This window comes from Solidesulfovibrio aerotolerans (genome assembly GCF_009856865.1).
GTDB lineage: Bacteria > Desulfobacterota > Desulfovibrionia > Desulfovibrionales > Desulfovibrionaceae > Solidesulfovibrio > Solidesulfovibrio aerotolerans.
Window position 1 is genome coordinate 197,811 of sequence record NZ_WVUD01000002.1, and the last position, 14,255, is coordinate 212,065.

The window sequence follows — 14,255 nt, forward strand, 5'->3', positions numbered from 1 at the left end:
TACGCCCGGCATCGGCAAACAAATTAACACCCTTCAATAAAAGGAAAAATCGAAAATGCGCTTACTCGTGACCGGAGGCTGCGGCTTCATCGGCTCCAACTTCATCCGCGACATGCTGGCCCGCCACGACGGGCTGACCATCGTCAACCTCGACCTGCTCACCTACGCCGGCAACCGCCAGAGTCTGGCCGATGTCGAAGCCGCCTACGGCGGCACGCGCTATTTCTTCGCCCGGGGCGACATCGCCAACGCCGAACTGGTGCTGCATCTGTTTGAGGAACACGCGATTGAGGCGGTGGCCAATTTCGCCGCCGAGTCCCATGTGGACCGCTCCATCACCGATGCCTCACCCTTTGTGCGCACCAACATCGCAGGAACCCAGAGCCTGCTCGACGCTTCGCGCCATTTCGGCATCAAGCGTTTCGTCCACGTCTCCACCGACGAGGTCTACGGCACCCTGGGACCGGACGGAAAGTTCACCGAAGAGACGCCGCTGGCCCCCAACAGCCCCTATTCCGCCAGCAAGGCCGGTGCCGACATGCTGGTGCGGGCCGCCCATGAAACCTTCGGCATGGACACGGTCATCACCCGCTGCTCCAACAACTACGGCCCGTTCCAGTTCCCGGAAAAGCTCATTCCGCTGATGTTTTCCCGGGCCATGGCCGACGAGGCCCTGCCGGTCTACGGCGACGGTTTGAACGTGCGCGACTGGATTTATGTCCTGGACCACTGCCGGGGCGTGGAACTGGCTCTTTTAAAAGGCAAATCCGGCGAGGTCTACAACTTCGGCGGCGACGCGGAAAAGCCCAATATCGAGGTGGTGCGCACCATCTTAAAAGCCCTGGGCAAGCCCGAAAGCCTCATCCGGTTCGTGACCGACAGGCCGGGCCACGACCTCCGCTACGCCATGGATTTCACCAAGGCGACCCGGGAGCTGGGCTTTGCCCCGGCCTACGATTTCTCGCGCGGCATTGCCGAAACCATGGCCTGGTACCAGCAAAACGGCCCCTGGCTTGAAAGCGTCGCCAGCGGAGCCTACCGCCAGTTCATGGCCAGCTGGTACGGGGACCGGGCATGAGTGCTCGCGCGCAGACCGGCCGCGCCGTCATCCTCGGCGGCCAGACCGGGCTGGTGGGCCGGCCCCTGACCCAGACCCTGGCGGCGGCAGGCTATGCGGTTCTGCCCACCACCCGCTCCCAGCTTGACCCCTTTGACGCCGACGCCGTCGCCCGGGCGTTGGCGTCTTTTGAGGCCACGCATCTGTTTAACACCGTGGCCTACACCGCCGTGGACGCGGCCGAGGACGATCGGGACGAGGCCTACCGGGTCAACGGCGATCTGCCCGGCCGGCTGGCCCGGGTCTGCCGTGACGCCGGCACGCTGCTGGTGCACCTGTCCACCGACTTTGTCTTTGACGGGACGGCAAACCGGCCCTATGTCGAGGATGATGCGGTCAATCCCCAGTCGGTCTACGGAGCCAGCAAGCTGGCCGGCGAGCAGGCCATTGCCGACAGCGGCCTGACGGACTTTCAGATCCTGCGCACGGCCTGGCTGTATGGTCCGGGGAAAAAGAACTTCGTGGCCACCATGCTCGGGCTGGCCAAGGACCGGGAGGAACTGCGGGTGGTGGCGGACCAGATCGGTTCGCCTACCTATACGGTTGATCTGGCCGGCTGGATGGCGGAGTTGGCCGGGACGGCGGCGCGCGGCATTTTTCATGCTGTGGGCTCGGGCCAGGCGAGCTGGTGCGAACTGGCGGCTGCGGCCGTGGCCGCTGCGGGCCTGCCCTGCCGGGTGACGCCCATCGCTTCGGCCGAGTATCCCCAAAAAGCCGCGCGTCCGCCCTATTCCGTGCTGGACAATCGCAAGCTGGCCGCGGCCATCGGACGGCTGCCCCGTCCCTGGGACGCGACGGTGCGGGAATACGTCTACGAGCAAATGCAGTCGTCGATCTGATCAAACTCGACCGGCGCAAGGGGCAGGGTAAAGCAGAACGTCGCGCCCTGCCCCGGAACGGATTCGACCCAGATGCGCCCGCCATGGGCCGTCACGATGCCTTCGGCAATGGCCAGGCCCAGACCCAGGCTTTTTTCCCCGGCAGTGGGCTTGGCCGAAAGCCGCTCAAAGGGTTTAAACAGCAACGAGCGCTCCTCGGCCAGCACCCCCGGCCCCTGGTCGCCAACCCGCACCGTCACCGCGTTTTCCTCGACCGCAAGGGTTAAGCGCACCAGGGTTTTGGCTGGCGAAAACTTGACTGCGTTGGACAGCAGATTGTCCAGCAATCGGGCGATGAGGTCGGGATCAAACAACATAAGAGGCACATCAGGCACCTTGATTTCCAGCCGAATGCCCTTGCCGGAGGCCGTGGCCTCGGCCAGACGCGCCCGTTCCATGATCAGGGCGTCGAGCCGCGAGACGGTCAGGACCGGCTCCAGATGGCCGGTTTCCAGGCGGGTGAGATCCTGCATGTTGGAGGCCAGGGTGCACAGCCGGCGTCCGGCCTGGCTGATAACCGCCGCCATTTCCCGGACCTCGCCCCCGATCTCGCCGCACACGCCGTCAAGGATCAGATTGGCTGCCCCCACGATGCCGCCGGCCGGGCTTTTCAGGTCATGGGCCAGCATGGACAGGAACATGCGGCGCAGCCGCTCCAGGCGCTTGATCTCCAGCATGCGCTCCACCGCCTCGACGCCGTGGAGCACCCGGCAGTACAACTCCTCACGCTCAAAGGGCTTGTGCAGATAATCATCGCCGCCGCTTTTGAGAAATTCCGCCGAGATGGCCCGGGGAGCCTTGCCCGAGATGCCGATCAGACAAATTTCGCGCTGCCGATAGCGCCGTCGGATGGTGCGGGTCAGTTCGACGCCGTTTTGCTCCGGCATGTCATAGTCGATGATGACAGCCGTGATGTCCGGGCGCTGCTCCAGGATGGCCAGGGCCATGGCCGGCGAGGCGGCCAGGTGTACCCGGAACTGGTAGTGGCGCAGATTGCGGCGCAAAAAGAGACGCATGAAGGCCGAGTCTTCCACCACCAGGATGCGGGCTGAACGGTTTTTGAGCAACCGGTCCACGAAGCGGGCCACGGCCTGGGGGTCTTCGACCTCGGCCACGACAAAATCGATGGCGTCCAGTTCCTGGGCCAACTCCCGGTAGTCCGGGCGATACCGCTCAGCCACGGCCAGCCAGGGGATGCCGCCGACAGTGGCCGCCGCCGCCAGCCCCCGGACCGTCTCTTCCGGCAGGGCCAGATCGACAAGACACAGCAGGAACGTGCCCTGATCGCCGCCCGCCAGCAGAACCGCGACGTCGTCTGCGGTGCGCACCGGCACGGCTCCAAGACCGGACAGCGCCCCGCAATGCCGGATGACGCCAGACGCCAGGAGGGGATTATCAGAGGCCAGGAGAAATCGCGGGTCGGACATGGCAGGTAAAGTGCCTCCCCAAAGTATAGGTTGAGCGTATCAGAGCCCTTGCACCAGAGCAATGACGCTTTTTCCAAAACATCCCGGCAATTCCGGCTTTTCGCTGGAGCGTCGGTTCGCCGAACCGTCGGATCGCCGAAGGAGCCGGCGCGTCGGCAAGAACTTTCTGCCCGCCGCCTGACCACCGTCCTTGCCTTGTCGTCGGAAGTTTCTTACGTAAGGAATCTGCGGTTTAAGCCCTTCGGCTGATCGGCTCTTCCCTGGAGATCCGGACATGGCATGGCGACGGCTCCGAAGCCTGCGAATTCGGCTTTTTTGGCTGGTTCTGCTGACACTGGCCCCGGTTCTTGCGTTGCATGTGGCCTCGACGCTGGAAAAGCAATCCATGGCCCGCCAAGCCATTGTGCGCAGCCTGCAAAACATCGCCGACTTGGCCGCCGCCAATGCCCAGACCGTGCTGGCCGGTGCCGGCGAGGTCTTGCACGGCCTCACCCAACTCCCGGAAATCCAACGCCTCGACCCAGTCGCGGCAGGCCGGATACTTGCCAAAGCCGAAGGAATCTTCCCCAATTTCAGCCGCTTGCGGCTGGTGCGCCAGAACGGAACCCTGGCGGCACCCGCCGATCTGCCCAGCGTTTCTGGCGACGACGCCGACCGCTCCTGGTTTGGCCAAGCCCTGGCCAGTCCTTCTCTGGTGCTGTGCGGCTGTCAGAGCGACAAAAGCACGGGCCAGCCCGGCATCCTGCTGGCCCATTCCGTGATCGACGCCGCCGGGACGGTTCTTGGTGCCTGCGCCCTGACCCTCAACCTCGACTGGTTTGCCCAAAGCTTTGCTGCCCTGCGGCTGCCCGAGGCAGTCGAGGCCTGTCTGTTTGACGAGGGGGGGACCGTGCTGGCCACCTGGCCGGTCAATCCGGCAGCCATCGGCCAGCCCCTGCCCGACGCCGCCGCTCTTGTGCCCAGACTGGCCGGCGGCCAGCCACCCGCCTGGGACGGCCCGGGCCTTGACAAGAGCCAACGCCACGCCATTTTCTCCTCCATCGGCACCACCGGCAAGGGGCGATTCCACATCCGCCTGAGCCAACCCGAACAGATCCATACCGCCGCCTTGGCCTCGACCTGGCAGCGGGACATGTCCCTTTTCGGCTTGGCCGTCGTTCTGGCCCTGGCTGCCGCCCACTTTTTCAGCAACGCCTTCCTGCTGCGTCCGGTCGAACGCCTGGCCGACATGGCCCGGGACTTGACCAACGGCGACCTGGACCGCCGTTCCGGCATGGCCAACGCCCAGGGCGAACTGGCCGACCTGGGCCGGGCCTTGGACGCCATGGCCGACAGGCTGCGCGAGCGCATCCGCTTCACCCAGGAACTCATCGACGCCATACCGGCCCCTGTGTTCTACAAGGACTTGGACGGCCGCCATCTCGGGTGCAACAAGGCTTTTGATCGCGACATCCACCCCCGCGATGCCATTATCGGACGCACTTTGGCGCAGATCCTCCCACCAGAGGCGGCCGCGCTGGGCCTGGAAAATGATCGCCGCGCCCTTAATAATCCCCACAACGCAGTGGCCTACGACGCCCCCATCAAATACCGGGACGGTTCGTTGCACGATGTGCTGCTCTTTAAATCCCCATTCTACGACATCGGCGGCCGACCGGCCGGCATTGTAGGCGTCTTGCTGGACATAACGGCCCACAAGCGCTCGGAAAGGGAGCTGCTCGCCTCTCAGACCCGCTACGAGCTCCTGCTGGCTTCCCTGCGCGACGGCTTTGCCGTGCTTTCCAGCGACCACCGGGTGGTGCAGTCCAATCCGGCCTTCCGGGAGATGCTCGGCTACAGCGCCGAGGAACTTTCGGTCATGCCCTACCGGGACTTCACCCCCACGGTCTGGCACGAGGCCGAGCAACGGATTCTGACCGAGGTCGATGCCCGAGGCTTTTCCGAGATTTTTGAAAAGGAATACCGCCGCAAGGACGGCGTCATCTTCCCCGTGGCCCTGCGCCTGCACCGCTACCCGGCCGTTGCCGGCGATGACCGCCGCTATTTTGCCATCGTGCGCGACATCGCCGACGCCAAAGCCATTGAAGCCGACCTGCGCCAGGCCAAGGAGGCCGCCGAAACAGCCAATCAGGTCAAAAGCGAATTTCTGGCCAAAATGAGCCACGAAATCCGCACGCCCCTGCATGCCGTTATCGGCATGACCGAACTGACCCTGGACACCAAACTGACCCCATCCCAGCGCGATGCCTTGCAAACCGTGCGCGAGGCCGCCGGCAATCTCCTCGATCTCATAAACGACATCCTCGACATCTCGCGCATCGAGGCCCGGGGCCTGGATCTGGCCGATGAAGACTTTGATCTGCGCCGCACCCTGGCCGGCGTGGCCCGCACGCTGCGCCCCCAGGCCCGGCGCAAGGGGTTGCTCCTGTCCCTGGCCGTGCCCGCAGCCGTGCCGCGTTACGCCCGGGGCGATGCCGGACGGCTGCGCCAGATTCTGCTGAATCTCGTTGGCAACGCCATCAAATTCACCGACACCGGGCGCGTGGACGTGTCTGCCGCCATGCCCCAAGCGCAACAACTCATACTCACCGTGGCCGACACCGGGGTCGGCATCCCCCCGGATCGCCTGGATTACGTGTTTAACATGTTCACCCAGGCGGATTCCACCGTGGCCGGCCACTACGGCGGCACGGGCCTGGGCCTGGCCATCTGCCGGGAACTGACCCGCCTTATGGGCGGCAGTATCGAAGCCAGCAGCACGCTCGGCCGGGGCAGCACCTTTGTGGTGCGCCTCCCGCTCACCCCGGCCCTGACCGTCCCACCCCGGCCGGCCCGGCCAGTCGGGCCAGTCGAGCCGGACGGGCCGGTCGGACAGGTCGGGCCGGCCACGGCCAAGCCCTTGCGCATCCTCTTGGCCGAAGACAATCCGGTCAATATCAAGGTAGCAACCACCTATCTGTCCCGCCGGGGCTATGCGGCCAGGGTCGCGCAAAACGGTCGGCGCGCCCTGGAACTGCTCGCCCAAGAGCCCTTCGACGTGGTGCTTATGGATGTGGAAATGCCCGAACTCGACGGCCTGGAAACCACGCGGCAGATCCGGGCCGGGCTGGCCGGACCCCAAAACTGCGCCGTGCCCGTGGTGGCCATGACCGCCCATGCCCAGGCCGGAGCCAGGGAGCGTTGTCTGGCAGCAGGGATGAACCACTATTTGACAAAGCCGCTGGATTTTTCCGCCCTGGACGAACTGCTGGGCCGTTTTGCCGCCACCCCGGCCGCAGCCCCCTCCCCTGCCCCGGCCCCTGCCCCGGCCCCTGCCGACAACGACAGCCCCGGCCCGGTCCTGGATTCACCCGCCGCCCTGCGCCGTCTGGGCGGCGACGAAGCCCTCTTGCGCGAGATTGAAAAGGATTTCCTGGGCCACTACCCCGGCAAGCTGCGGCGCATCAGCCTGTGCAGCGACACCGAGAACTGGGACGAAGCCGCCCTGGCCGCGCATTCGCTGAAAAACGTCGCCGGAGCCGTGGGAGCCGAGTCCTCCCGCCGCCTGGCCGGACGCCTGGAGGCCTGCCTGCGTTCGCGCGACGCCGTCGCCGCCACGGAAATCCTGGCGGACCTCAAACGCGATCTGCACGCGGCCGGGGCGGCCATCAAGGCTGCTCACAAAAACCATCCCCCGGCCACCGGGTAGCACGAGACAAAGAAGCCAGAAGCCAGAAGACAGAAGGCAGAAGGCAGAAGGCAGAAGATGCCTCCGGCGGCCGGGGGCCTGAGGCCCCCGGCCCCCCCACCGGGAAAAGTTGTTCAAGGGGTTTTGGACGGTGGCTGGCACTCTGGCCGGCTGCCGGCCCGGACTGCCAGCCTTTCTATTTGATTGAAACCACCGTTGCTCCGGCGGCATCGATGCGGAGGGGGCCTCACGGTTCCCGTCCTCCCCTACTGCCGGGCGCATCCCCAAAAAAAAGGCCCGACGCATCCGCCGGGCCTTTTTGCGTTGCCGCAAAAAACGCGCTATTCGAGGTCGATGATGACCGGGCCAAGGATGTTGCCCACGGGGCGGGACAGAAACTCCTCGCGCTTGATCTCTTTACCATCATACAACATGCTCTCGATGTGAATGATCTTTTGCATCCAGACGTTGTTCTCGATGGTTTTGGGGATCTCCGTCTCGACAATGCGGGCAGTGATCTTGTCGATATCGATTTCCTCGACGTCACTAAACGAATACGTATGGATGTATTCTTCGTTGAACCCAAAACAATACAGCAGATTGTTTTTGACGTGGGGCTGGAAAATCTTCTTGGCCGGATTGCTCTTGACCTCGCAATTGATCTTGCTTAGGCTGACCCGAAGCTTTTCTTTTTCATTGACAATGATGTAGACGACGGGACGGTTGCTTTCCAGCAAGTCCTCGCCCGAAGAGTGGAGGTTGTTGTCCACTCCGTGATAGATGTATTCGATGTAGCGTTCCCGGTTGGCTTCCCTGGCTTCCCGCACCACTTCCTTCTCGATGTAGGAATAAAAAATCCGCTGTCCGAAGCCCTTAATCTCAATGGTAAACTTCATCCTCCGCCTCCTGAGCAGATTCCGTGGTGTTCCGGCCTTGTCCGGGAAACGGCCCCAGTCCTTGCGGCCCGGCTATCGTCAGGATGCTACGCGGCTTTTTCCCTGCGGTCAATTTATCGTCGCCGCCCTTGGCCTGTGCGCCATCCTGGCCGGTGCGCCTGCCGCCCAAGCCGGCGATCCGGCCGCAGCCGTCACGCCGCTGCTTGGCACGCCCTACCGCGACGACGGCGTGGACGACCCGAGCGGTCGCCACACCCTTTTCGCCAACCAATCCAAGTCCTTCCCAGATCGGGGCTATAATTGCAGCGGGTTTGTGGTCAGCGCCTCCCGCAGCATTCTCGGCCGCCCCCTGCTCCTCGACCCCATGCGCCGCGACCGCAAAGGCGACTCCGGCCAGAACGCACCAGCCGGCGAAGACTGGGATTTCGGCTACGATCTCATTTTAAACGCCACCGACGGCCTGCCCCGGCGCGTTCTCCTCCCGCCCGGTCCGGCCGGACCGGGCCAGCCCGCGCCAGCCGCCCTGGCCGCCCCGGAAAACCTCGACGCCACCCGGTTTCGCGGCTTTCCCCTGCACGACACCGCCGCCTGGAAAGCCGTCCTGGCCCAATTGCGCCCTGGCGAAATCGTCTTCGCCACACTCAGCAAGGAAAAAGCCGGCCGCCTCTACTACTACCACGTTGGCCTGCTCTATACCGACCCATCGGGCCGGGCCTATTTCGCCCACGCCACCCCGGGCAAAGGCAGCCACCGCCTGGAACTCACCAACCCGGCCGGCATGGCCGCCTTTCGCAAAGAATTCGCCGAAAACCGCTTCGGCGAAAAATATATCCTGCTCGTCGCCGCCCCGCTGCCGCGTTAGGGGCGGAGGGGGAGAAAGAGAAGGCAGAAGGCAGAAGAGGCCTCCGGCGGCCGGGGGGATGATCCCCCCGGACCCCCCAACGAGAGAAGTTTTAAGGGGGTTGGGGCGCTGGATGGTAATCTGGTCGGCTGTGGACCGGAGAGCCAAAGCGGACATTTGACGGGAACCACCATTGCTCCGGCGGCCAAAGGGCAAAGCCCTCTGGAATCCCACGCAGGTTCTCGTCGATGAGTGCGCCAACCCGGTCTAACTAACTCACGGCTTACGGCCCACGGCCATAAAAAACGTCAGGCTGAAAAAAAAGGTGCCCTCGGTGTCACGCCGACGCTGTTCGGCCGCAAACGCCGTGGCCTCGGCGGCTGACACCGCGCCGTCTGCCGCTGCCCGATCAGCCGTTTCCAGCAGGCTGTAGACCGCCTCGGCCGCCTCCAGACGGCGCAGCACCAGGGACAGGGGCACAATTTCCACCCCGTCCAGCCCCGCCGCGGCGAGCAGCCGTCCCAGACGCCGCCCGATCCAGCCACAGCGGAAGCTGTCGCACCAAAAATGCGCCAGCCGCCGGGAAACGTTTGTAAAATCCGAATCCACCACGAAGGTGCCCCAGTCCGGCTCAACAGCCAGGACTGTGCCGCCAGGGCGCGTCGCGCGCGCCATCTCGGCCAGCACCAGCCCGGGGTCCGGCACATGCTGGAGTGTGCGTTCGATGCGGCAGGCGTCAAAGACCCCTGCCGCAAACGGCAGACGCGCCCCCGCACCGGCCACAAAGGCCGGCTTGGCCCTGGCACCGGCACCGGAAGTGCTGCTCCCGGATCGCCTGGCCGAGCATGGTCTGGCTGGCGTCCAGGCCCACGGCCAGCCCGACTGTCCCACCTAGCCCACCCGGCCCGACGGTCACACCTGCCCCGACCCGTTGGGCCAGGGCCGCCGCTTCCACGCCAAGCCCGCAGCCCACGTCCAGGACGCTGGCCCCCGGGGCAAGGGCAAGCCGCTCCAGGCTCGCGTCCTTTATGGCCCGCATGCCCGGGAGAGCGCCCAGGTAGCGCAGGCAGCGCACGTAGACGTCGGGATCGCCCGTGCGGTCAAGGCCGGCAAAGCCTGTGGCCAGATATTCCGTCATGTCCGCACTCCGGCAACCAACCGTCAGCCTTGCGGGAACAGGCGCACGCCGTCGGCCGCATCCTCCACCCGGTAGCCCAGGGCTTCGATGGCGGCGCGAAGGCTGTCGGCCCGGACAAAGTCCTTGCTCTGGCGGGCGGCCAGCCGCTCTGCGACCAGTCGGGCCGCCTCGGCCGGCCATCGGGGGCGCGGCACAGGCAGCCGGGTCGGATCGAGCAGCAGCAAGGCCGCGTCGGCCCGGCCAAGCGCGGCCAACAGCCGGGTGGCGTCGCCGGGCGGCAGGCCGCCGGCAGCCAGCCCGCCGTTGGCAAAGCGGCAAAAGGCAAAAAGCGCCGGCCAGAAATGATACACGGCGAGGTCATCGGCCAGGGCCACTTCCAGAGCCGCTTCCAGCCGCTCGGCCTCGGTGGCGGCACCTTGTGTGGGTGCGCCCTCGCCGGTTGCGGCCAGATGCAGGTTGGCGGCCAGTTCCTGGACGCGGCTGCGATTGCGCTCCCACATGGCCAGGGCCTCCGGGGTGGCCGAGAGCGGCTTGTGATAGCTGGTGGAAAGCAGCCAAGCCCGAATGGCCAGGGGATGGACGCCGTAGCCCAGCAGATCGTCGAGGGTGGGCACGCCCTCAGCCCCTTCCCCGCCAGCCACCCGGCCGCCGGCCAGCCAGGCCGCCGGCGACAAGCCCAGCCCGCCGGCCCAGATGGCCCGCAGGTTTTCCAGATGCGGAAAAGTCTTGTCCTCGTCGGTGACGACAACGGTCACAGCCGGCAAAACCTTGGCCGCAGCCGCCGCCATCTGCAGAAACCAGCTCGGCCGCACATTGCCCCAGGGCGTGACGAGCACGTCGCCAGCTTTGAGGTCTTTCAAGCTCACGCGCTTAAGCAGCGTAAAATCCCGGGGATGGTCCTTGGCGTAGGAATCGAGGTCCACGGTCTTGCCAAGGGCCAGTTTGGACATGTCCAGGCCAAGCAGCCGCCCATAGGCCTTGTCCCGGGCCACGTCGAAATAGACGCTGCGCAGCTTTTCATAGGCCAGCCCCTTGTCCATGAGTTTTCGGGTCATGGCCAGGGCCTCGTCCAGAGCCTCGCCGGCCAGGGGAAAGGCCGCCCCGGACACGCCGAGCAAGGCGGCATAGCCGGCCACGCGCTCCCGGGCAGCCAGGGCGAAATCCCGGCACGTAAGCCCTGCCGCCCGCGAAGCCTCCAGGCAGCGGTCGTCCAGATCAGCCAGCCCCACGGCCAGGGCCGGCCGGGCACCGCCGCGCGCCAGGGCGCGCCCCAGGACATCGAGCACCACCACCCGCCTCCAGGCGTCCAGATCACCCGGCTCGGACAGGGACGGACCAAAAGTGAAAAGCCCGGGAGTTCCCGCCGCCGGATCAAGATAGACCGGCGAAGCCGTGCCGACGCTGCCAAGGGCCACGCCCTTTTTCTCGGGCACGGCAAAAAGGGTGGTGGACAGGTAGCGCTCGCCGCTGTCGGCCAAAATGACCACGATCAGGCCCGACGAAAGCTCACCGGCCAAACGCACCGCCGCCGCCATGGCCGCCCCGCCGCTCATGCCGACAAGCAGACCTTCTTCCCGGGCCAGCCGCCGGGCCATGGCAAAGGCCTCGTCGTCCTCCACCGGCACAATGGCATCCAGGGCATGCTTGTCAAAGATGCCCGGCGGATAGGATTCCTGCATGTTTTTAAGGCCCTGGATCTTGTGGCCGGGCCTGGGCTCCACCGCAATGACCTGGCAGGCGGGATTCAACTCTTTGAGTTTTTTAACCAGCCCCATGGCCGTGCCCGACGTGCCAAGGGCCGCCACCACATGGCTGGCCCGTCCCTCGGATTCTGCAAAAATCTCCACGGCCGTGGCCGCGTAATGGGCCTCGATGCTGGCCGGATTGTTGAATTGATCCATGAGCACGTAGCGGTCCGGTTCTTCCCGGGCCAGCCGGTAGGCTTCCTCAATGGCCCCGTCCGTGCCCAGGTTGCCCGGGGTGAGCACGATTTCCGCGCCATAGGCCCGCATGATGCGCTTGCGCTCCTCCGAGGCCGAGGCCGGCATAAGCAGCTTTAACTTGTAGCCCTTAACGGCGCAGACCATGGCCAGCCCGATACCGGTATTGCCGGAGGTGGCCTCGATGACGGTGCGCCCGGGCGTCAGTTCTCCGGCCCGCTCGGCCGCTTCGATCATGGCCAGCCCCACCCGGTCCTTGATGGAGCCGCCGGGGTTTCGCATTTCGATTTTGGCGCAAATGGTCACGGCCGGGTTGGGACACACCCGGCCCATACGCACCAGCGGCGTCTTGCCGATCAGGGACAGCACGGAATCATGAATCATCGCACCCCTCGCAGGATAAAGCCCAATCGTTTCCGGGCTGACTTGTGGTAGGCAAAAAATCGGCCACCGGCAAGAGTGGCAGGGAACTTGCTAAAGCCAAAGCATCTCAACCAAGGATGGGGCCATGGAGATCAACAAGTACCTTGCCGACAACCTCGCCTTCCTGGCCGAATCCGGCGCGCCCATTGGCAGCTGGCTGGCCGAGCACAATCCCGATCCGGCCATTGTCCACGAACGGCTGCACAAAAACCAGGGCGGCATCGTCGATTGGCGCATGGACGACGGCCAGGGCCTTTTCTCCAAGCTGCCGCCGCCGTATTTTTACAAGGATTGGCAGCCGGTTGAAAAGCTCGAAGGCGCGGCCACAGTCATTATCGGCACGGCCCTTGGCTATGGTCTCAACCATGTGCTCACCGGCACCCCCAACTCCCACAAGGTGCTGGTGGTGGAACCGCGTCCCGAAATGCTCCTGGCCTGCCTCGGCCAGACCGATTATCGGGCGTTTCTGGCCCATGGCAAGCTGGCCTTCGTGCCGCCCAACGCCGCATCCATTGAGATGGCCTTGCAAAACCTGGATGTGAGCTTTTTATTTTCGCGCATTTATCTGCGAAGCGACCTGGCGTGCAAGCAGATGGGGCCGGAGTATGCCCAGATGTCGGTGCTGACCCAGGCCAAACTCGAAAACCTCTCGGTGGAACTGACGACCTTGCGCCATAAACAGGAAGTCATGGTCGGCAATGAATTGCACAACTACGGCCGGGCCATGAACGACGGCAGTCTGGCCCGGGTGGCCGGCATGGCCAAAGGTTTGACAGCCGTGCTCCTGGGCGCGGGGCCGTCATTGGCCGCTTACGCCCCGGTCCTGCGCCGCCACCGCCACAAAGGCTTTTACGCCGCCGCACTGCAGACCCTGCCGGCCCTGGAACGACTGGGCATCAAACCCGATCTGTGCCTGGCCATCGATTATAACGACAACATGCTCCAAAGCCTGGACAATTTGAACGATCCGGCGTTTGCTGCCGACATTCCCTTTATTTATTCCACCAAGATGGACCCGGCTGTGCTGGCCCGCTACCCCGGACCCAAAATGCCGCTGTGGACCCAGGGCGGCATGGCCACCTATGTGCTCAAGGACCAGGAACTGGTCCTTGATGCCGGCGGCAACGTCGCGGTCACCCTGGAACGCTTCCTCACCTGGGCCGGGGCCGAACGCTTCATCCTGGCCGGCTGCGACCTGGCCTGGCAGGGGAGTGCAACCCACGCCCCGGGCCACCACCACGCCGCAGGGGTCCACACCTACAACCCCCGCGAAGATGTGAAGCTGACCAACCTGCACGGTGAGACGATCTACACCCATTTTGGTTTTTTAGCGGCCAAGCGCGACATCGAAAAGGATATTGCCGCGTCTGCCGCCGGTTTCTTCAATCTGTACGGCGGCGGCGTGGTCATTGAGGGGGCGGTCAACATCGGTCCCGACGACCTCGAATCCGGTGAGCTGCTGGCCAGCCAAGGCATTGCCAAGGAAGTGTTTCTGGATGCCCTGAACCGGGCATCCCAGCCCCGCAGCCGGCCGGTCTTTGCGGCCAAGGCGGAAATATGGGCCACCTCGCTGAAAAACGCCTCCCGCCGGCTGGAAAAACTCATGCGCAAAGCCGACAAGCACCAAGGCGAAATCCGGGAACTGCTGTCCCAGATCCAGTTCTTCAGCCGCCACGATCCGCTCTATATGCCCTATCTCTATAACGAGATCATGGATCTGGCCGGCCTGGTCCACACCAAGGCCCGCTACGGCGTCAAAGAATTGGCGACGTTTAAAAACATCCGCCAACGCATCCTGGCCAAAATCCGCGAAATCGACGCCAATTTAGCCCCGTCCAGCACCTGGGCCGCGTAAGACGCGGGGGACAAAAGACAGGCGGCCGATGCTGCTCCGGGGTCCGAGGGATACAATCCCCCCGGACCCCGGC

At 64.8% G+C, this 14,255-nt stretch carries 10 protein-coding genes; 5 read left to right on the forward strand and 5 right to left on the reverse strand.

Translation table 11 applies throughout. The annotated features are described in order from the left end of the window. Positions 1–55 precede the first annotated feature (55 nt). Together rfbB and rfbD are read left to right on the forward strand one after the other, a co-directional pair. Positions 56–1,078 (forward strand): dTDP-glucose 4,6-dehydratase, encoded by a 1,023-nt coding sequence (gene rfbB, locus GTA51_RS02500; RefSeq protein WP_160958390.1) that lies wholly within the window; start codon positions 56–58, stop codon positions 1,076–1,078. Continuing rightward, positions 1,075–1,956 carry a dTDP-4-dehydrorhamnose reductase gene (rfbD, locus tag GTA51_RS02505; protein WP_160958392.1) on the forward strand — a complete coding sequence of 294 codons (882 nt, stop codon included), beginning with the start codon at positions 1,075–1,077 and terminating at the stop codon, positions 1,954–1,956. Before rfbB ends, rfbD begins: the two co-directional genes overlap by 4 nt. Here the strand turns inward: rfbD and GTA51_RS02510 are convergent. Continuing rightward, positions 1,929–3,422 carry a hybrid sensor histidine kinase/response regulator gene (locus GTA51_RS02510; protein ID WP_160958393.1) on the reverse strand — a complete coding sequence of 498 codons (1,494 nt, stop codon included), beginning with the start codon at positions 3,420–3,422 and terminating at the stop codon, positions 1,929–1,931. The two genes, rfbD and GTA51_RS02510, sit on opposite strands and share 28 nt — an antisense overlap. Positions 3,423–3,696: 274 nt before the next feature. On the opposite strand from GTA51_RS02510, the gene GTA51_RS02515 reads away from it, so the two are divergent. Then, positions 3,697–7,110, forward strand: a complete 3,414-nt coding sequence (locus tag GTA51_RS02515; RefSeq protein WP_160958395.1) for an ATP-binding protein — start codon at positions 3,697–3,699, stop codon at positions 7,108–7,110. Between the two features lie 320 nt (positions 7,111–7,430). Here the strand turns inward: GTA51_RS02515 and GTA51_RS02520 are convergent, their stop codons facing one another. Next, positions 7,431–7,985, reverse strand: coding sequence for a hypothetical protein (locus GTA51_RS02520; RefSeq protein ID WP_160958397.1), 555 nt, complete (start codon positions 7,983–7,985; stop codon positions 7,431–7,433). Between the two features lie 37 nt (positions 7,986–8,022). On the opposite strand from GTA51_RS02520, the gene GTA51_RS02525 reads away from it, so the two are divergent. Beyond that, positions 8,023–8,847: a hypothetical protein gene (locus GTA51_RS02525; protein WP_160958399.1), complete on the forward strand. Its 825-nt coding sequence runs from the start codon at positions 8,023–8,025 to the stop codon at positions 8,845–8,847. A gap of 255 nt (positions 8,848–9,102) precedes the next feature. Here GTA51_RS02525 and GTA51_RS02530 read toward each other — a convergent pair whose 3' ends face one another. The 3 genes from GTA51_RS02530 to GTA51_RS02540 are packed head-to-tail and all read right to left on the reverse strand — an operon-like array spanning position 9,103 to position 12,288. After that, positions 9,103–9,609 (reverse strand): methyltransferase domain-containing protein, encoded by a 507-nt coding sequence (locus GTA51_RS02530; RefSeq protein WP_160958400.1) that lies wholly within the window; start codon positions 9,607–9,609, stop codon positions 9,103–9,105. Next, complete coding sequence (locus GTA51_RS02535; protein ID WP_160958402.1) at positions 9,563–9,964, reverse strand: methyltransferase domain-containing protein; 402 nt, start codon at positions 9,962–9,964, stop codon at positions 9,563–9,565. Before GTA51_RS02535 ends, GTA51_RS02530 begins: the two co-directional genes overlap by 47 nt. Positions 9,965–9,987: 23 nt before the next feature. After that, on the reverse strand, positions 9,988–12,288 hold the full coding sequence (locus GTA51_RS02540) for a cysteine synthase (RefSeq protein WP_160958404.1): 2,301 nt from the start codon (positions 12,286–12,288) through the stop codon (positions 9,988–9,990). 124 nt (positions 12,289–12,412) lie between these two features. Here GTA51_RS02540 and GTA51_RS02545 point away from each other — a divergent pair, with 124 nt between their 5' ends. Then, positions 12,413–14,182, forward strand: coding sequence for a motility associated factor glycosyltransferase family protein (locus GTA51_RS02545; protein ID WP_160958406.1), 1,770 nt, complete (start codon positions 12,413–12,415; stop codon positions 14,180–14,182). Positions 14,183–14,255: the final 73 nt, after the last annotated feature.

Bases quoted from the DNA above. Each gene is read 5' to 3' on its own strand.
- rfbB (WP_160958390.1), top strand. From the start codon at position 56: ATGCGCTTACTCGTGACCGGAGGCTGCGGCTTCATCGGCTCCAACTTC.
- rfbD (WP_160958392.1), top strand. From the start codon at position 1,075: ATGAGTGCTCGCGCGCAGACCGGCCGCGCCGTCATCCTCGGCGGCCAG.
- GTA51_RS02510 (WP_160958393.1), bottom strand. From the start codon at position 3,422: ATGTCCGACCCGCGATTTCTCCTGGCCTCTGATAATCCCCTCCTGGCG.
- GTA51_RS02515 (WP_160958395.1), top strand. From the start codon at position 3,697: ATGGCATGGCGACGGCTCCGAAGCCTGCGAATTCGGCTTTTTTGGCTG.
- GTA51_RS02520 (WP_160958397.1), bottom strand. From the start codon at position 7,985: ATGAAGTTTACCATTGAGATTAAGGGCTTCGGACAGCGGATTTTTTAT.
- GTA51_RS02535 (WP_160958402.1), bottom strand. From the start codon at position 9,964: ATGACGGAATATCTGGCCACAGGCTTTGCCGGCCTTGACCGCACGGGC.
- GTA51_RS02540 (WP_160958404.1), bottom strand. From the start codon at position 12,288: ATGATTCATGATTCCGTGCTGTCCCTGATCGGCAAGACGCCGCTGGTG.
- GTA51_RS02545 (WP_160958406.1), top strand. From the start codon at position 12,413: ATGGAGATCAACAAGTACCTTGCCGACAACCTCGCCTTCCTGGCCGAA.